The following is a 19,096-nucleotide window of genomic DNA, read 5'->3' on the forward strand; positions in this document are numbered from 1 at the left end:
GACGGCTTTCGACAGGCAGAAGCAATGTGTGCCTTTCGAGTCACACACGGCTGAGCTTGCCGCAGTGCACCATATCGGCTAGGGGCGCGCACGAATTGGCAGGGCCGATTTGCGCCCGCCGCTACGGCATCCTTACGAAAGCAACTACTATGTCCCGCGACCTTCGCAACGTGGCGATCATCGCCCACGTCGACCACGGCAAAACCACCCTGGTCGATCAACTTTTTCGTCAGTCGGGCACGTTCCGCGAAAACCAGCGCGTGGAAGAGCGTGCGATGGATTCGAACGACCTCGAAAAGGAACGCGGGATCACGATTCTCGCCAAGTGCACCAGCGTGGAAAAGCACGGCGTGCGCATCAATATCGTCGACACGCCCGGCCACGCCGACTTCGGTGCCGAGGTGGAACGTATCCTCTCCATGGTCGACGGGGTCATCCTGCTGGTCGATTCCGCCGAAGGTCCGATGCCGCAGACCAAGTTCGTCACCGGCAAGGCGCTGGGCCTCGGCCTGCGCCCCATCGTGGTGGTCAACAAGATCGATCGCAGCGATGCGCGCCCGCAGGAAGTGCTCGACGAAGTGTTCGATCTCTTCGCCAGCCTCGATGCGACCGACGAACAGCTCGACTTCCCCAGCCTCTGGGCCTCGGGCCGCGACGGTTATGCCAGCGAAGACGAGAATGCCCGCGAAGGCGATCTCGAACCTTTGTTCAAACTGATCATCGACCACGTGCCCGCGCCGGGCCTCGATACCCAGGCACCGTTCAGCTTCCTTGCCACCCTGCTCGACCGTGACAATTTCATGGGCCGCGTGCTCACCGGCCGCGTCCAGTCCGGCACGGTCAAGCTCAACGATCCGATCCATGCGCTCGATGCCGATGGCAAGATCATCGAAGTCGGTCGCGCAACCAAGCTGCTGTCCTTCGACGGGCTCGACCGCGTGCCGGTGGAAAGCGCCGAAGCTGGCGACATCATCGCGCTGGCGGGCTTGGAGAAGGCGACCGTCGCCAACACCATCGCCGATCCTTCGGTGAAGACGCCTATCGAGGCACAGCCGATCGATCCGCCCACGCTGGCCATGCGCTTTGCCGTCAATGACAGCCCGCTTGCCGGCCGCGAAGGCAGTAAGGTCACCAGCCGCATGATCCGCGACCGCCTCTATCGCGAAGCGGAAACCAATGTCGCCATCCGCATCACCGAAAGCGAAGACAAGGACAGTTTCGAAGTTGCCGGTCGCGGCGAACTGCAGCTCGGCGTGCTCATCGAAACGATGCGCCGCGAGGGCTTCGAACTCGGCATCAGCCGCCCGCGCGTGCTGTTCCGTGAAGAGAACGGGCAGCGTATGGAGCCGTTCGAAACCGTCGTCATCGACGTGGACGACGAACATTCGGGCACGGTCGTGGAGAAGATGCAGCGCCGCAAGGCAGAGCTCACCGAAATGCGCCCCTCGGGCCAGGGCAAGACCCGCGTCACCTTCTCCGCCCCCAGCCGTGGCCTGATCGGCTATCACGGCGAATTCCTGTCCGACACGCGCGGCACGGGCATCATGAACCGTCTGTTCGAGAAGTACGACACCTATCGCGGCAAGATCGAGGGACGCCAGAACGGCGTGCTCATCTCGATGGTCTCGGGCGAGGCCGTACCCTATGCGCTCAACATGCTGGAAGAACGTGGCGAGCTGTTCATCAGCGGCGGTGCCAAGATCTACGAAGGCATGATCATCGGCGAAAACGCCAAGCCGGACGATCTCGAAGTCAATCCGATGAAGTCGAAGCAGCTGACCAACTTCCGCTCGACCGGCAAGGACGATTCCATCCGCCTCACCCCGCCCCGCGTGATGACGCTGGAACAGGCCATCGCCTATATCGACGACGACGAGATGGTCGAAGTGACGCCGGAAAGCATCCGCCTGCGCAAATCCATCCTCGACCCGCACGAACGCAAGCGCCACAAGCGCTCGATGGGCGGCTGATTCAGGGTCTCAGCACAAGAGCCCCACCGGCAGGTGCACCGCGCAAAAGGCGCGTCATGAGGAAGGTGACGAGGGTGGCAGGCATCAAATTTGCCTGGTCCACCCTCTGCGGTTGCAGAAAACCGGCTATTCGCCCGCCAGTGCTTCCATTACGTCTTCCCAGGACACGAGCTTGAAGTTCTGTGCCTCGGGCTCGTTCGCGCCGTCCTGAGCCACGAACAGCCCGCCGGGATAAAGCGACCCGAAACTGCCCGAAGCCAGCTCTATACCGTCGGTTTCCTCGGTACTGCCGAAAGTTCCGGCGGCGATGCGAAAGCGGCCCACGGGCGCCATCTCCGGCAATTCGTAAACGGCATAGGTATTGTCGCCCTGGCTCGACGCGACCAGCATTCCGCCGTCTTCACCCTGGGGATAGATCGCCAAGCCCTCGACATCGGCAACGAGCATGCGATTGTCGACCCGGGCAACCAGACGCTTGCTGGCGTCCATGTCCGCGCTGTCCATGTCGAACGCCCAGATACCGGTAACCTCTTCGCCGATGTACAGAGTGCGGGTGCGTTCATCGACCACGCAGCCTTCGGGCTGGCTTGCTACGCGGGCGACAGCCTGCGTCCGCCCGGCGATCTGCCCGCCGCTGGTGTTCACCACCGTACGATAGATCACGCCGTTCTTCGGCGCACTGAAAATCGACAGCGAGCCATCCCGTTCGTCCTTGCCGAAGCAGATGCCATAGCCTTCGCCCGGCCCAACCGAGAGGCGGGCAGCCTGGCTCAATGACCCGGTAGCCGGATCGAGAAAGGCGAGCAGGATATGGGCCGTGGCGATATCGCTCCGGTCGCTCGCCGCGACCAGTATGCGTCCATCCCCCAGTTCGGCGAGATCGACGTTGTTCAAGCCGGCACCGTCGAAGAAGGAAAGCTGCCGACCCTGCAGGTCATAGACATGCAGGCCAGCCTTCTTGTCGGTCGCGACGATCAGGCTTTTTTCCGGATTTTCCGGATTGCGCCAGATGGCCGGATCGTCGGCGGCATCTTCCGCCGCGGTCCCTACCGGCACGGTTTCGGCCTTGGCGAAAACCGGGACGGCAGGATCTCCCTGGATCGGTATCGAAGCGCAGCCGCCTGCGATACCGAGTGATGCGAGAACGAAGAGTTTGAATGTGCCGGGCATCAGAACGTCAACCTCACGCCGCCCTTCATGGTCCAGTTGTATTCCTCGTATTGATAGAGGTTACGCTGGCCGCCAAGGTTGTTATAGGCGAAATACTTGGCGTCGTTGATGTTGATCCACTCGTAGAACAGCTGAATGTTGTCGTTCAGGCGATATTTCGCGCTCAGATCCAGCTGGAAGTGGTCGTCGACATAGCGGTCCAGTTCCGGATCGCCTACCAGTTCATCCAGATACTTGTCGCGATATGTGCCCGAAAGCCGGATATCGATCGGTCCCTTGTCATAGCCGATCGAGATGTTGCCGGTGTGCTTCGAGGTCGTCGGCAGGGGAATGTCGCGCGGTCCGTCGGCTGCCGTCAGCGTAACGGTGCCATCTCCATCGGTGAAGGTATAGTTCGCCCGAACCACGAACCCGTCCAGGGCACCGGTGAAGGCCTTTGATGCGCCGAGTTCGAAGCCGAGCACATCGGCCTTGTCACCGTTGAACCAGATCGTCGCCTCGTCGAAGGGAACGCCGCGGAATACGCCGTTGTAAGGGCCGTCGTCCGCCTCGAACACGGTCTCGACGAAGAAATCCTCGATGCTCTTGTAGAAGACCGAAGCGAAGATCGCGCCGTTGGTGTCGAAGTAGTATTCTGCCGCAGCATCGAGGTTCCATGCTTCTGCCGGGCGCAGTTCGGGATTGCCGAATTCGCCTTCGCGTTCGCCATCGTCGGCCTCCTCCACGGCAAAACGCGGAGCCTGCTGGAACGGACCCGGACGCACGATCGAGCGATAGCCCGCCGCGCGGAGAACCAGGTTGGGCGTTGCCTCGTAACGCAGGTTGAGGCTCGGCAGCCAGTGATCGTAATCCTTTTCGATGGATGTCGGGGTGACGATTACCGTATCGTCGGTCGCGGTGCTGCCATCGGGCAGCGTGCCATCTTCCTCAACCAGCAGCACATCGTTGCCGGACAGGATATTCGACGTATTCTCGTAACGCACGCCGCCGATGATCGACAGGGTGGAGCTATCCCAGCGACCGAGCAGATAGCCTGCGAGGATATCTTCCTCGACCACGAAATCTTCGACCGCACTGTCGAAAGTACCGTCGATTTCCTGCAGTTCGAAGCTGTCGAAATTGCCGAAGAAGAAGTCGCTCGCTTCGGTATATCCCGGCACAGGTTCGATATCGGTGATGCGATAGGTCTGCTCCAGCCCAAGCGCATCAGCCAGCGTGTAATTGTCGCGTTCGTAGAACTCGACCGTGCCATTGAAGCTCTTTTCACGCCAGCGGCCCTTTGCACCCGCCTGCACGGTGAATTCGCCCGTGTCTGTGGCGAAGCGGCGGCCGAAATCGAGCTTGGCCGCATATTCCTCGTCCTGGCTGTCCGACAGGGCGACGAATTCGATATCGTTCAGGTCATAGGCCAACGGGTCGAAGAAGTCGCCCGGGTCGGAAATTACCGAATATTGCGGCAGGCGCGGATCGGAAACGTCGAAACCGACCTGAAGCCCTTCACCTTCGTATTCGCGTTCGAAAGCGGCAGGGTCAATGCTTCCATCCTCGCGCTCGCTCGATTTCGCCCAGCTAACCGAATAATCGGCAAACCAGGCTCCCCAGTCGCTTTCGCCTCCGGCGACCACGCTGCGGATACGCTGGCTTTCGAAGCGATCCTTGACGTCGCGCTCGATGGTGATGGCCTCGTCATCGTCGTAAACGAGATTGTCGCTGCTGCCCGAGACCCCGGCATCGCCCAGATCGAAGGTCAACCGACGGCGGAATTCCTGGTCGTCGAACTGGCTGTAGATGCCGCGCAGGTAGAGGGCGGTACTGTCGCCGGCGCGGAAGTCCAGGCCCAGGGTGGCACTGATACGCTCGCGCTCGACATCGTAGTCGCGGTACTGGAATTCCTCGGCATAGATCAGGCCGTCGTTGTCTTCCCAGTCGTCGGCCTCGATATTGTCCGTCTCGAACGTGCGCCGGTAATAGGACAAACCGCCCGTGACGCCGAAATTCTCGTTCACGCGGTAAGAGAAGTCGACGCTGCCCTTGGGGCTGATTTCATCGGCCAGCTCGTTGTAGCTGCCCTCGAGCTTGACGGTCAGCAGGTCCTTGGTGCGGTCGAAGGCGCTGGTCGTCTCGATTTCGACCGAGGCACCAATGGTGTCGGCATCCATGTCGGGCGTCAGAGACTTCTTCACCTCGATGGATTCGATGATATCGGAGCTGATGACATCGAGCGCCACGGCGCGGATGTCGTTTTCCGGCGAAGGCAAGCGTACGCCGTTGAGCGAGGTCGCGTTCAGGCTGGGAGACAGGCCGCGGATAGACACGAAACGGCCTTCGCCCTGATCGTTGAGCACATTGACGCCCGGCAGGCGGCGCAGGCTCTCCGCAACATTCTGGTCCGGGAACTGGCCGATGGCATCGCGGGACAGGACGTCGGAGATCATGTCGTTCTCGCGCTTGCGCGAAAGGGCGCTGGCAAGGTTGGCGGCCTGGCCGATGACCAGGATTTCATCGTCGCTACCGATGCCGGACAGGCGTAATGTCGCGCCGACCGTTCCTGCTGCCGGGACCTCGATCCTCTGCGTGACCGGGTCGGCGCCCACATAGCGTACTTCGAGGGTGTAGGTGCCCTCGGGCACATTTGCGAAGCGGAAAGAGCCGTCGCGTTCGGTCGACACTGTACGGTCGAGCTCGACGATACGTACTTCGGCTGCACGCAGTGCAATCGTGTCGTTGGCATCGGTCACCGTGCCGGTGATATCTCCGGCAAACGCAGGTGCGGCCACGCAGAATGCGACCACGCTCGCAGCAAGTTTGAGAGAATTTCGGGTTATTTTAGTCATGTGAGCCCTCCAGTTGGAGGCGCGTCTAGGACCGGCGTTTGACGCAATCGTGTCGCTTGCGGGACGGAATCAAGACATTGTGACGCTATCGTTGCAGGGCCCCGGCAATGGATTGATTTTCCTACACCGGCCCTCCCGTGATAATCGGCGCAAAGGCTCTTTCCCTTCGTCCATCCCCGTCATGCCCGCTTCAGGTCAGGGTTCGCCTGCAAGCCGACATTCGCGCACGGCAAACCGACATGGCGCGCCTCCAAGCCGACAGTCGGCACTCATAAGCTGGCAATTTTCCGGCCCAAGCCGACGCCGGTAGTCGCAAGCTGACGCCTTTTTGCGCAAGCCGACAAACTCTTCGCCCTGGACTGTGTAACACCCGGTCCATGTCTCCCGGCGGCGCGCCTGTAGTCAAAGGCGGTTGCATTTGTTACCTGCCCTCTCATGCAGACGGGAACACTCATATCGCTCGCCCTCTATTTCATCGCCATGATCGGCATCGGACTGTGGGCGTGGAAGCGCTCGACCGATACGTCCGAAGGCTATCTGCTCGCCGGGCGTAACCTGCATCCGGCAGTTGCGGCGCTGTCTGCCGGCGCTTCTGACATGAGCGGCTGGCTGCTGCTCGGTCTGCCGGGCGCGCTTTATGCTGCTGGGCTCGTCGAAGCCTGGATCGGCATCGGACTGTTCGTGGGCGCGCTGGTCAACTGGGTGGTAGTCGCCCCCCGCCTTCGGCGGCAGACAGAGGATCTCGGCAATGCCCTGACGATCCCCGAATTCCTCGCCAACCGCTTCCCCGACAAGGCAGTGGCCCTGCGGGTGGTCTCGGCGCTGATCGTGGTGGTGTTCTTCGCGGTCTATACTGCGGCGGGCCTCGTCGGCGGCGGATTGCTGTTCGAGACGAGCTTCGCAGGCATCCTGCCGGACTGGGGGATGAGCGATTACATGTGGGGCATCTGGATCACCGCGCTGGTGGTGCTGGCCTATACCATGGTCGGCGGGTTCCTCGCCGTCAGCCTGACAGACTTCGTGCAGGGCTGCATCATGGTGGTGGCTCTGGTGCTGATGCCGCTGGTGGTCATGTTCGGCGCGGGCGGCGAAGGCGGCGGTTCGCTGGCCGACGTACCGGTCGAAGGCTTCCTCAGCCTGACGCAGGGGCTGACACTGCTGGGCTTCATCAGCGCGGTGACCTGGGGGCTCGGCTATTTCGGCCAGCCGCACATCATCGTGCGCTTCATGGCCATCGACACGGTCGAAAAGGTCAGGACCGCGCGCAACATCGGCATGACCTGGATGGGGGTCGCGCTGATCGGCTCGATCGGGATCGGCATAGCGGGCCGCGCCTATGTGGAGCGTAACGGCATCGTGGTGGACAATCCGGAAACGATCTTCATCGTCCTTGCGAACCTGCTGTTCCACCCGCTGATCACCGGCTTCCTGCTGGCAGCGCTGCTGGCGGCGATCATGTCGACGATCAGCTCGCAATTGCTGGTGGCGTCGAGTTCGCTGACGGAAGACTTCTACAAGCTCTTCCTGCGCAAGGATGCAGGCGAGCGGGAAAGCGTCAACGTGGGCCGCATCTGCGTGGCACTGGTGGCGCTGGCGGCGATCTGGGTGGCGAGTGATCCGGAAAGCCAGGTGCTCGGCCTCGTGTCCAACGCCTGGGCGGGCTTCGGCGCGGCCTTCGGCCCGCTGATCATCCTCTCGCTGGTGTGGGACAAGATGACTGGGTCGGGTGCGGTAGCAGGCCTCGTGGTCGGCGCAGGCACGGTCGCGGCATGGATCGCGCTGGGCTGGAACAGCCAGCTGCCGGGCCTCGACGGCGGCCTGTATGAGATCGTGCCGGGCTTCATCGCCGCATGGCTGGCCATAGTGCTGGTGAGCAAGGCGACCTACTCCGCGCCCGAAGCACGGGCGGCCTGAGGTTCCCACGAGGGGCTTGTATCCGCGGCATGCCCGGGGTTAATCTGCCGCTCCTAGCGGGAGGGTGAGATGGCGAAGATTACCGGCCTCGGCGGCGTTTTCTATGTGGTGAAGGATCCCGAAGCCACCCGGGCGTGGTACCGCGACGTCCTGGGATTGGACGGCGAGTACGGTCCGCAGCTCAACTGGTCCGAGGAGACCGGCGAGAAGCCCTATTCGCTGGTCAGCCATTTCAAGGACGATCAGTACATCCAGCCCGGCAAGGGCGGCTTCATGATCAACCTGCGGGTCGACGATCTGGACGGCTTCGTCGCGCAGCTGAAAGGTATGGGCGTGGACGTACTCGACAGCGTCGACGAAGGCTATGGCAAGTTCGCCTGGCTGCTCGATCCCGACGGCGTGAAGATCGAATTGTGGGAACAGGTGGAAGCGCCAGAATGATCAGGGGTCCATTCGTTTCCCGTTCACTATCATCGGCATAGGTTCGCCGGATGCGCGACTTCTCCCTCGCCATTCTCGCCATTGCCCTTGCCGGATGCGGCGTCGCGCCGGACACGCGCGAGCCGGTCTCCCGCGCGCCGACTTCCGGAAGTGGTTCAGCCAATTGGGAACGCCCGCAGGCCCGCCAGTGTATTGCAGAACTGGGCCGGTCAGGCTCGCAATTCGCTCCCCTTCCCGACCGGATGTACGGCGCAGGCTGCTCCACTCTCGACAGCGTCCAACTCGAGCGGGTCGGCGGGGATCTCGGTCCGCTCACCGTGACCAATCTTGGACCACTTGCCTGCCCGCTCGCGAACGACTTTGCCGCCTGGGCGCGTTACGGTGTCGATCGCGCCGCCCGGCAGATACTCGGCAGCCCTCTGGTCCGGATCGAGACAATGGGCAGTTACTCTTGCCGCAACGTCGCAGGTACCGGGCGGCTATCCGCTCACTCCCGGGCAGAAGCCGTCGACATCGGCGCTTTCCTACTTGCCGATGGCAGGCGTATCAGCGTCAAGGACGGCTGGAACGCCAGTGCGAAAGAACGGGAATTCCTGCGTGTCGTCCATCGCAGTGCCTGCAAGCGGTTCGGCACGGTCCTGGGTCCGGACTACAATGCGGCGCATCATGATCATCTGCACCTCGAACAGGGGGACGGCAGTTTTTGCCGGTAAAGCAGTGCCCCGTGCGTTGCCGTTCTAAGCGGCGCTGACTTGCCGCACGTCGTCCAGGCCTGCTTCGATACAAATACGGACCGCTTCAGCGGGATGGTGGGCGCCAAGTTTGTTCATCATGTTGGCCCGATGGATTTCGACGGTCCGCGGGCTGATGCGCAGTTCATGCGCAATCATCTTGTTGCTGCGGCCTTCCGTCAGCCAGTCGAGCACCTCGCGTTCACGCGGGGATAGGCTGGCGATGCGGTTTCGAGCTTCGGTGATTTTCCGGCGGGCAAGGATATAGGATTGCGCTTCCTCGAGAATCCGCACCACCGCCTTTTGGAGACGATCTTCGCGTAGAGGGAGGCGGAGATAATCGAAAGCGCCATTCTTTATCGCTTCCACGACCCGACCCGGCCGTGGATCGGCCGAAGTAGCAACCACCGGCAACCAGGCCCCGCGATCGGCAAGGTTACGCACCATGCGGACGGGCTCCCCGTTTTCTTCGTCACGAACCAGGACGATACCTTCGGTCGGCAACACGGAAACGAACTCCGCAATATTGGAGTATATCTCGCAATGATGCCCCATCGCCAATCCGAGACGAGCTTGCCGAGCCCGTGAGCGCGAAGACCCGTCTACGATGTGGAGTTTGGTGTGCTGTCCCATGCCTGCAAGAATGCATGATCAGACAGAATTCACATTCCGCAAGATTACGGACCCTGCGATCATTTCACCTTAAAATCGCTTTATATCAATAGATTATAAAAGAAAAACTCGGGCAAATTCTCTAAGTAGGAACCCCTAATGCCAGACGAGCTCCGCAAAATTACCTAGTCGTTCTGACGATAGAAACTGTAGTCGGGAAGCGAATGGAAGGCGTTCTTGAGCGCGTCTCCCCAGCCGGTGGATATCACCTGGAAATAGCTGTCGTCATGGGCGACGCGGTGCTGGTGTCCGGCTTCGTAAGTATCGCGTTCGATCACCTGGAGATCCAGCGGCAGGCCCACCGAAAGGTTCGCCTTCAGCGTGGAATCGAAGCTGACCATCAGTAGCTTCACGCCATCCTCAAGGCTCATCTGCCGGTCGTAACCGCGAATGATGATCGGACGGCCGTACTTGGTCTCGCCGATCTGGAAAAAAGGCGTATCGAGGCTGGCTTCGATGAAGTTCCCTTCCGGATAGACCATGAACAGGCGCGGCTCCATGCCCTTGATCTGGCCTGCGACGATGATCGAAGCGGTAAAACGGCCCCTGCCCCTTGCGCCGTTCGCTTCCTGCCGTTCGCCGATGATGTTCCGCATGAGCTTGCCGATCTCGGTCGCGACCTGGAACATGGTCGGCGATTTGAGCAGGATGTTGCCGCGCTCGTCGGGTTCCTTGGTGCGTTCCTCAAGCTGGCTAATGACTGCTTGCGTGGTCGCGAGATTGCCCGCCGTCATCAAGGTGATGATCCGGTCGCCCGGGATTTGCCAGGTGAACATCTTGCGAAATACCGAGATATTGTCGACGCCCGAATTGGTGCGCGTATCGCTCATGAGCACCAGCCCCTTGTCGAGCTTCATTCCCACGCAATAGGTCATAATCGTCTTTCGTTACTGCTGCTGCACGTGCTGCTGCTCTACCGCCACATCGACCTCCAGAACCTGCTGCATATTGCCGAAGCTGATGCCGGTGACGGGAGATGCATCGCGGTAATCGCGGCCCGTGGCAACGCGGACATATCGCTCATCCGGGCTGATGCCGTTGGAAATGTCGAAGCCGACCCAGCCCAGTCCGTCGACAAAGGCTTCGGCCCAGGCATGGGTCGCTTCCTGTTCGATGCGGTCGTTCATCATCAGATAGCCGGAGACATATCGCGCCGGCACATCGAGGGCGCGGGCGGCACCGATAAAGATATGCGCATGATCCTGGCAGACACCGTTTCTCGCCGCGTAGCTCTGTTCGGCAGTGGTGTTCCAGTCCGTGGTTCCGATCTTGTATTCCACCCGTTCGAGTGTGCTGCGAGAAAGTTCATGCAACATATCGAGCCGCTCGCCCTCGTAATTCCTCAGTTCGCGGACCAATTTCTCGATACCCGGCCCCGGCCGCGTCAGGCGCGTCTGGGAAAGGAAGCTCCACAGCGGCAGATGCCCTGCGTGCCTACCGATCACGCCGGCATGATCGTGGGTATCGACCATCCCGCGGCACGTAATTCTAACTTCGCGCACGTCCGGCTTAACCCCGACCAGCGTAATCGTATTGTGGTGCTGATCCTCGTAGGTCAGTTCCTCATGGGCGTTCTCGTATTCCATTTCCCATTCGAGGATTTCCTGCCCTTGCGTTTCCTTAGGCGTGAGCCGCAGGCGTTGAAGGGCATGAACGACCGGAGCGTCGAACAGATATCGGGTGGTATGGCGGATCGAAAGGCGCATCAGGCGAGAAACCTGTAGTCTGTGGAAATGGCTTCGGCGATGGCGGAATTGGACACAGTAAAATCTACGAGGAATTCATGGAGTCCCTGCTCGAATATCTCGTCGATACTGAGATCGTTGAGCCTGGTATCCGCATCGCGCATCAGGGCATTGCTCTCTCCTTCGGAGCCATGAAGGCGCGCCAATGCGGCCAGGTTTTCTCGCAGGGCCGAATGGCAGAAGGCCAGACTGCGCGGAAACCGATCGTCGAGGATCAGGAATTCGCAAATCCCGCGTGCATCGATCTGGCCCGCGTGGAGCCAGCGATAGGCGCGATCGCCCGAGACGGAACGCAGCACAGTGTCCCATTGCCCCGTGTCGAGGCTGGAGCCGACATAGGAAAGCGAAGGCAGTAGCAGGTAGTATTTGATGTCGAGGATACGCGCGACGGAATCGGCGCGTTCGATGAAGGTCCCGGCGCGGGCGAAATGGAAACCTTCGTCACGCAGCATCGAACCCGACATCGCGCCGTGGGCGAGCGTACCGGCACGGCGGATGGTTGCCACGGTGTCCAGCACGCGGTTCTCACCGACCGGCTTCGAGAGTTGTTCTTTCACTACGAGCCAGTTCTCGTTGATCGCTTCCCACAATTCCCCGCTGATGGCGTTTCGCGCGAGTCGCGCGTTCTGGCGGACGAGGCCGAACATCGACAGTATGCAGGCCGGATTGCTCTTTTCACGCAGCATGAAATTCCACGCCTGCATCCCGGTATAGCTTGCGTGCTTCGCCTCATACCCGACCCTCTGGCCCGAAGTGGCGATCACCGAACGCCATTCTTCTTCCGCCGTGACGAGATCCTTGGTCAGGGCCATGCGCAGTCCGGCATCGAGCAGGCGCGCGGTATTCTCCGCCCGCTCGAGATAGCGGAACATCCAGAAAAGGCCGTTGGCAGTGCGTCCGAGCATATCAGTCCTTCAGCACCCAGGTATCCTTGGTCCCGCCGCCCTGGCTGGAATTCACCACCAGCGAACCTTCCTTCAAAGCCACACGGGTCAGGCCACCCGGAGTAATGTCGATCTTGTCGGGTGAAACGAGCACGAAGGGTCGCAAATCTACGTGCCGCGGGGCCAGGCCCTTTTTGGTGAAGATCGGGCAGGTGGAGAGCGATAGCGTAGGCTGCGCAATGTAATTTTGCGGATTCTCGACGATCTTCGAGCGGAACTCCCCGATTTCTTTCTTCGAGGATGCGGGGCCGACCAGCATGCCATATCCGCCCGAGCCGTGGACCTCCTTCACCACCAACTCCTCCAGATTATCGAGCACGTATTTCAGGCTGTCCTCATCGGCACATCGCCAGGTTTCGACATTGGGCAGCAGCGGCTTTTCCCCGGTATAGAACTCTACGATGTCCGGCATGAAGGAATAGATCGCCTTGTCGTCGCAGACGCCGGTGCCGGGTGCATTTGCTATGGTGACCTTGCCCGAACGATAGACATCCATAATGCCCGGCACGCCCAGCACGCTGTCCGGATTGAAGGTCAGGGGATCGAGGAATTCGTCGTCCACGCGGCGATAGATCACGTCGACCGCCTTGTATCCGCTGGTGGTGCGCATGGCGACGCGTCCGTCGACGACGCGAAGGTCGCTGCCTTCCACCAGCTCCGCACCCATCTGGTCGGCGAGGAAGGCGTGCTCGAAATAGGCGGAATTGTAGATGCCCGGGGTGAGGACCGCCACGACAGGACGCCCGCGCGAACATTGCGGGGCGCAGGCCGCGAGGCTCTTGGCCAGACGGCGTGGATAATCGGAAACGCTTTCCACCGGGCAGCGCAGGAACAGCTCGGGGAACATGGCCATCATGGTTTCACGATTTTCGAGCATGTAACTGACGCCCGAAGGTGTCCGCGCGTTGTCTTCCAGCACGTAGAACTCGTCCGGCCCTGTCCGCACAAGGTCAATCCCGACGATATGGGTATAGACGCCGCCCGGCGGTGTGAAGCCGACCATATTGGGCAGCCATGCATCGTTATGACGCAGCAAACGTTCAGGCAGCCGGCCCGCCCTTACGATCTCCTGCCGGTGATAGAGATCGTGCATGAAGGCATTGAGTGCGCTGACGCGCTGTTCGATCCCCCGCGTCAGCCGGCGCCATTCGCCGGCATCGATGATGCGCGGAACCATGTCGAAGGGTATGAGACGTTCCTCCGCCTCGTCTTCGCCGTAAACGTTGAAAGTGATCCCGGTCTTGCGGAAATTGGTTTCCGCTTCGGAATGCTTGCGCCGCAGCAGTTTCTGGTCCTGCCCGTCGTACCACTTGCAATAGTCGGCATAGGCGGGGCGCACTGTGCCATCGGACTCACGCATTTCGTCGAAGAATTCGGCTGAGCCGTTCATGGATCCCCTGAATGTCCGGCAATCGCGAGGCAGGACACCTCGCTGTCTCACCTGACTAAAGGATTCAGGCGCGGTCCAGTTCCGAAAGAAGCGCGTACATTGCCTCGTTCGTCAAGACAAAACCCATATGCGAGCAGCGCAGCGCCACTGCGCGATCGCGTTCACCGGGCCTTCCGCAGGCGGACTTGGGTGCCACGATTCCGTCGCGCGGGCTCCACATGGCGACGGTTTCCACCGGCGGCTTTTCGGAGATCACGGTGTCGATTTCCGGCTCGTCCACCCGGTGACCGGCTATGGCCTGATAGGCACGCCAGCCATTGTTGGCACGCGGACTGCCTGAAAAGGGCGAGCCCATCGTAACCACCTTCTCGACCTTGTCGGGGTGCTTCTTGGCCAGTTCGCGCGCCATCACGCCGCCCAGACTCCAGCCCACGAGGACGAGCGGGGTGCCCTTCGACTGATAGAGCGCAAGCAAGCGCTTCTCGACCTTCTCGAAACGGTCCGCCGTTGCACCCAGATTATAGCCCAGGCCCCACTTCTTGGCCGTATGACCGGCTTTTTCCAACTGCTTCGCCATCCAGCGCATACGGACGGGATGCGCACCGAAACCTGGCAACAGCATGATATTTTTCGGATTTTCAGCCGGAGATATTTCAAGCGGGGAAAGCCGCCGCTTTATCGGCTCCAGCGGCCAGAGGAATTCGCGCGCAAGGAGAAGCGCCTTGGGGCCGCGAACGTCATCCGTGCGTGGCTCTGCAGCCAGAGCAAGCCTGCGTCCCCATTCCTGTCGGGTTTCATAAAAAGGTAACGTTGCCATCGTTTCGCAACAATGCACCGCATCGATGTCGGGTTCCTGAACGCGGCGCGTCAGCTTTCGCAATCGCCTATGCGTTCCTGCTGCGAACGTGAGACGAGTGACATCGTCTCTCCGTCGGGACCATTCATTTCCATCGTCATCGTCGTGTCGGAAGATGTGCGCCCACCCTTGCCTTCAATCGTCATGCGCATCGTTCCCCGGCCCGGCTCCTGGCAAACCATGACCGCATCGATTTCGCCAGCTTCGATATCGAAGGTCTCGAAACTGCAATTGTCTTGTGCCTGAGCTTCGCGAATAGCTTCTTCGAAGCCCTTCTGGGCTTCTTCTTCGGTAAGGCAGTATTCGTTGGTCTGCGGACCCTGGTCCAGCATCGCCCTCATCTGATCGCGCACCTGTTCCGGAGCGCCCGGCATCTGGACATCCACGAATTCCACGGTCGATCGATACTGTCCGGGATCGGGCTTCACGAATTCCCCGTCGCTCACAGCCGCCGCTTCCTCGAGCGAAATCTTTCCGTCCCCGTCGGAATCCGGTTCGGAACTTCCGCAACCGGCGAGAGCGAATGCGGAAAGAGCGATCATAAAGCTGCGCGACATGGGTATCTCCGATGGCGAAGAGAACAAGCTAGCAGTCATGTGGAAGAGCGCAACAGAAGTTGCACCCAATCCAACTGTTCCCCATATGTGCGCGCATGGCCGAACTCGTTATCCGACGCGGACTCGAAGAACCCGACACCAGTGGTGAGTTCGTCCCTCACAAGCCTGCTCGCCCCGAAAAGTCGATGCCGGGGAGAGAATTCAAGCTCGTCTCCGAATATACGCCCAGCGGCGACCAGCCGACTGCGATTGCCGAACTGGTGGGTTCTGCGCGGGAGGACGAACAGACGCAGGTCCTTCTCGGCGTGACGGGTTCCGGCAAGACCTTCACCATGGCCAAGGTGATCGAGGAATTGCAGCGCCCCGCCCTGATCCTCGCGCCCAACAAGATTCTCGCCGCGCAGCTCTACGGCGAATTCAAGAGCTTCTTCCCGGAAAACGCGGTCGAGTATTTCGTCTCCTACTACGACTACTACCAGCCCGAAGCCTACGTCCCGCGCTCCGACACCTATATCGAGAAGGAAAGCTCGGTGAACGAGGCGATCGACCGGATGCGCCACTCGGCCACGCGCGCCCTGCTCGAACGCGACGACGTGATCATCGTCGCCTCGGTGTCCTGCCTTTACGGTATCGGTTCGGTCGAGACCTATTCGGCGATGATCTTCGACATCAAGAAGGGCGAGACCGTCGACCAACGCGAGCTGATTCGCAAGCTCGTCGCCCTCCAGTACAAGCGCAATGATACCGCCTTCGCGCGCGGCAATTTTCGGGTGCGCGGCGACAGTCTCGAAATCTTCCCCTCGCACTACGAAGACATGGCCTGGCGGATCAGCTTCTTCGGTGACGAGATCGAAGAAATCAGCGAGTTCGATCCGCTCACGGGCAAGAAGGGTGCCAGCCTCGACAAGGTGCGCGTCTATGCCAATTCGCACTACGTCACGCCCGGCCCGACGATGAAACAGGCATCCGAGGCCATCAAGTTCGAACTGGCCGAGCGACTCAAGGAACTGCACGAGGAAGGCCGTTTGCTCGAAGCGCAGCGACTCGAGCAGCGAACCAATTTCGACCTCGAGATGATCGCTGCCACAGGATCATGTGCGGGAATCGAAAACTACAGCCGCTTCCTCACCGGTCGCCTTCCCGGCGAGCCGCCGCCGACCCTGTTCGAATACCTGCCCGAAAACGCGCTGCTGTTCGTCGACGAAAGCCACCAGACCGTGCCGCAGATCGGCGCCATGTCGAAAGGCGATCACCGGCGCAAGATCACGCTCGCCGAACACGGATTTCGCCTGCCGTCCTGCATCGACAACCGCCCCTTGCGCTTCAACGAATGGGACGCGATGCGCCCCCAGACCTTCTGCGTTTCGGCTACCCCCGGCTCGTGGGAAATGGAGCAGACCGGCGGGGTCTTTGCCGAACAGGTCATCCGCCCCACCGGGCTGATCGATCCGCCAGTCGAGATCAAGCCGGTCGAGGACCAGGTCCAGGACTGTATCGAGGAATGCAAGAAGACAGCCAGCATGGGCTACAGAACGCTGGTCACCACGCTGACCAAGCGCATGGCGGAAGACCTGACCGAATTCATGCACGAGGCGGGCGTCAAGGTACGCTACATGCACTCCGATGTGGAGACGCTGGAGCGCATCGAGCTGATCCGCGACCTTCGGCTCGGCGTTTACGATGTGCTGGTGGGGATCAACCTGCTGCGCGAAGGGCTCGACATTCCCGAATGCGGGCTCGTCTGCATCCTCGATGCCGACAAGGAAGGCTTCCTGCGCTCGGAAACCTCGCTGATTCAAACCATCGGTCGCGCCGCGCGTAACGTCGAAGGGCGCGTGATCCTCTATGCCGACAGAGTGACCGGCTCGATGGAACGGGCCATCGCGGAAACCGACCGCCGCCGCGAAAAGCAACGCGCCTATAACGAAGAACACGGCATCACCCCGACCACGATCAAGCGCAATATCGCCGATATCGTCGCGCATACTGCATCGCAGGACGGAGTCACCGTCGACATCGGCGACGACGAACGCAACAATCTCGTCGGTCATAATCTCCGCGCCTATATCGAAGACCTCGAGAAACGCATGCGCGCTGCCGCTGCCGATCTCGAATTCGAGGAAGCCGGCAGGCTGCGCGACGAAATCCGTCAGTTGGAGAACGACGAGCTCGGCCTCGGCGATGGTGAGAAAAAGGCACCGCGCGTAGGGCGCAGCGATGCTGGCCGCCCCGGCACGCGCAAGACCCGCTATGGCAAGACTCGGTACAAACGGATGGGCGGCAAACCCTGATCGACAAGCGCATTTGACGCGCTTCGCCCCGCTTGTGCATAGGTCCGGCACATGAGGGGACTGAACATGAAATCGAACCGCCGCCTGATCGCCCGCCTTGCCGCCGCCAGCGCCCTTGCGCTGACACCGCAGGCCGCTTTCGCTCAGGAGGGCGAACAGTCCGAAGCAAGCGATCCAGTGAGCGTCGATCCGCAGGTCAGGTCACGCGACCTGACGGGCACCTTCGGCGGACAGCGCATGTCCTATACCGCCACGATTCGGGAGAATGTGCTGGAATCGGACGATGGCAAGCCCGAAGCGATCATCGTCACCACCAGCTATGTGAAAGACCCGCGCGACACCTCGCGCCCGGTATTCTTCATCTACAATGGTGGTCCCGGTTCGGGATCGGTGTGGCTGCAGATGGGGGCTTGGGGCCCGAAGCGCGTGGCCATACCTTCCGATGCGCAGGACGACGGCGCGCCGCCCTATCCCCTTGTCGACAATCCCGATAGCCTGCTCGATGTAGCCGATCTCGTTTTCATCGATCCCCCGGGCACAGGCTTCAGCTATCTGACCGAGGGGACCGATCCGGAGAAATATTACGGCCTGCGGCAGGACGCACGGGCCGTGGCCGAAGTCATCCGCCGGTGGATCAACGATAACGGGCGCTGGAACAGCCCCAAATACCTTGGCGGCGAAAGCTATGGCACCAGCCGCACCGCGATGGTCGTGGATGAACTGGAAGGCGGCACCTATAACGACGTCGGCCTCAACGGGCTGATCCTCGTTTCCACTATTCTCGATTTCGCCGGTCGCGAACCGACGCCGGGCAATGAGATGGCCTATATCGTCACTCTGCCCAACATGGCCGCCGCCGCCTATTACCACGGCAAGGTCGAAGCCCCTTCGGTGGAAGCGATCGCCGAGGAAGCGCGCCAGTTCGCCATCGGTCCCTATGCGACCGCCCTGCTCAAGGGACAGGATCTGCCAGGTGCCGAGCGCGCCGCGGTTCGCGCCGAGCTTGCCCGGTTAACGGGCCTTTCGGAAACCTATCTCGACAATGCCGACCTGCGCGTGACCTCGCAGCGCTTCTACAAGGAATTGCTGCGGGATCGCGGACTTACCATCGGCCGCCTCGATGCGCGCTATACGGGCCGCGATTTCGACAATGCGGGTGAAACGCCAGACAACGATCCCAGCTTTTACGGAATCGATGCCGGCTATACCGCCGCCATCAACCAGTGGGCGCGTGAGATGCTGGGTTTCGAAACCGACCGCGAATACCAGTCGATCGGGCGCGAACCGGGCCAGCACTGGGACTGGTCACTTGGGCAATATGGCCGCAACGCTTATCTCAACGTCGCCCCCTTCATCGGCAAGGCGATGCGCGAGAATTCGCAGCTGCGCCTGTTCAACGCGCAGGGCTGGTACGACTTCGCCACGCCATTTTTCGGCGCGGAATATTCGCTCAATCGCTTCGGCATCCCGCAGGACCGGCTGACCTTCGAATATTACGATGCCGGCCACATGATGTATATTCGCGACGAAGACCGGGCAAAACTATCCGCGGATCTTCGCGAATTCATCCGGGCGCGTTGA

15 protein-coding genes are annotated in these 19,096 nt (G+C 60.9%); 6 read left to right on the top strand and 9 right to left on the bottom strand.

The genetic code is table 11. The features are described 5' to 3' along the window. Nucleotides 1-149: 149 nt before the first annotated feature. Nucleotides 150-1,970, top strand: coding sequence for a translational GTPase TypA (gene typA, locus K3180_RS06780; protein ID WP_221539273.1), 1,821 nt, complete (start codon nucleotides 150-152; stop codon nucleotides 1,968-1,970). 126 nt (nucleotides 1,971-2,096) lie between these two features. Here typA and K3180_RS06785 read toward each other — a convergent pair whose 3' ends face one another. Then, nucleotides 2,097-3,140: a phytase gene (locus K3180_RS06785; RefSeq protein WP_221539275.1), complete on the bottom strand. Its 1,044-nt coding sequence runs from the start codon at nucleotides 3,138-3,140 to the stop codon at nucleotides 2,097-2,099. Then, complete coding sequence (locus K3180_RS06790) at nucleotides 3,140-5,974, bottom strand: TonB-dependent receptor (protein ID WP_221539278.1); 2,835 nt, start codon at nucleotides 5,972-5,974, stop codon at nucleotides 3,140-3,142. The genes K3180_RS06785 and K3180_RS06790 overlap by 1 nt, the downstream gene beginning before the upstream one ends. 435 nt (nucleotides 5,975-6,409) lie before the next feature. Here K3180_RS06790 and putP point away from each other — a divergent pair, with 435 nt between their 5' ends. From putP to K3180_RS06805, 3 genes are all read left to right on the top strand, one after another. Continuing rightward, nucleotides 6,410-7,888, top strand: a complete 1,479-nt coding sequence (gene putP, locus K3180_RS06795) for a sodium/proline symporter PutP (protein WP_221539279.1) — start codon at nucleotides 6,410-6,412, stop codon at nucleotides 7,886-7,888. Between the two features lie 69 nt (nucleotides 7,889-7,957). Then, entirely contained in the window at nucleotides 7,958-8,329 is a 372-nt protein-coding gene (locus tag K3180_RS06800; protein ID WP_221539282.1) for a VOC family protein, read from the top strand. A 50-nt stretch (nucleotides 8,330-8,379) separates the two neighbouring features. Further along, complete coding sequence (locus tag K3180_RS06805) at nucleotides 8,380-9,042, top strand: extensin family protein (RefSeq protein WP_221539284.1); 663 nt, start codon at nucleotides 8,380-8,382, stop codon at nucleotides 9,040-9,042. A gap of 24 nt (nucleotides 9,043-9,066) precedes the next feature. On the opposite strand, the gene K3180_RS06810 is transcribed toward K3180_RS06805, so the two are convergent. From K3180_RS06810 to K3180_RS06840, 7 genes are all read right to left on the bottom strand, one after another. Then, entirely contained in the window at nucleotides 9,067-9,567 is a 501-nt protein-coding gene (locus tag K3180_RS06810; RefSeq protein ID WP_345719437.1) for a response regulator transcription factor, read from the bottom strand. A gap of 290 nt (nucleotides 9,568-9,857) precedes the next feature. Then, nucleotides 9,858-10,607, bottom strand: coding sequence for a proteasome-type protease (locus K3180_RS06815; protein WP_221539288.1), 750 nt, complete (start codon nucleotides 10,605-10,607; stop codon nucleotides 9,858-9,860). 12 nt (nucleotides 10,608-10,619) lie between these two features. Further along, nucleotides 10,620-11,438, bottom strand: a complete 819-nt coding sequence (locus K3180_RS06820) for a transglutaminase family protein (RefSeq protein ID WP_221539290.1) — start codon at nucleotides 11,436-11,438, stop codon at nucleotides 10,620-10,622. Further along, nucleotides 11,438-12,382, bottom strand: a complete 945-nt coding sequence (locus K3180_RS06825; RefSeq protein ID WP_221539292.1) for an alpha-E domain-containing protein — start codon at nucleotides 12,380-12,382, stop codon at nucleotides 11,438-11,440. The genes K3180_RS06820 and K3180_RS06825 overlap by 1 nt, the downstream gene beginning before the upstream one ends. A 1-nt stretch (nucleotide 12,383) precedes the next feature. Then, nucleotides 12,384-13,811, bottom strand: a complete 1,428-nt coding sequence (locus K3180_RS06830; protein ID WP_221539294.1) for a circularly permuted type 2 ATP-grasp protein — start codon at nucleotides 13,809-13,811, stop codon at nucleotides 12,384-12,386. 64 nt (nucleotides 13,812-13,875) lie between these two features. Further along, nucleotides 13,876-14,628: an esterase/lipase family protein gene (locus K3180_RS06835; RefSeq protein WP_221539296.1), complete on the bottom strand. Its 753-nt coding sequence runs from the start codon at nucleotides 14,626-14,628 to the stop codon at nucleotides 13,876-13,878. A 50-nt stretch (nucleotides 14,629-14,678) separates the two neighbouring features. Continuing rightward, nucleotides 14,679-15,224 carry a DUF3617 domain-containing protein gene (locus tag K3180_RS06840; RefSeq protein WP_221539298.1) on the bottom strand — a complete coding sequence of 182 codons (546 nt, stop codon included), beginning with the start codon at nucleotides 15,222-15,224 and terminating at the stop codon, nucleotides 14,679-14,681. A 95-nt stretch (nucleotides 15,225-15,319) separates the two neighbouring features. On the opposite strand from K3180_RS06840, the gene uvrB reads away from it, so the two are divergent. Together uvrB and K3180_RS06850 are read left to right on the top strand one after the other, a co-directional pair. After that, nucleotides 15,320-17,515 carry an excinuclease ABC subunit UvrB gene (gene uvrB / locus K3180_RS06845; RefSeq protein ID WP_221539300.1) on the top strand — a complete coding sequence of 732 codons (2,196 nt, stop codon included), beginning with the start codon at nucleotides 15,320-15,322 and terminating at the stop codon, nucleotides 17,513-17,515. A gap of 66 nt (nucleotides 17,516-17,581) precedes the next feature. After that, nucleotides 17,582-19,096, top strand: a complete 1,515-nt coding sequence (locus K3180_RS06850) for a S10 family peptidase (protein WP_221539302.1) — start codon at nucleotides 17,582-17,584, stop codon at nucleotides 19,094-19,096.

The organism is Qipengyuania huizhouensis, from assembly GCF_019711635.1.
Taxonomy (GTDB): domain Bacteria; phylum Pseudomonadota; class Alphaproteobacteria; order Sphingomonadales; family Sphingomonadaceae; genus Qipengyuania; species Qipengyuania huizhouensis.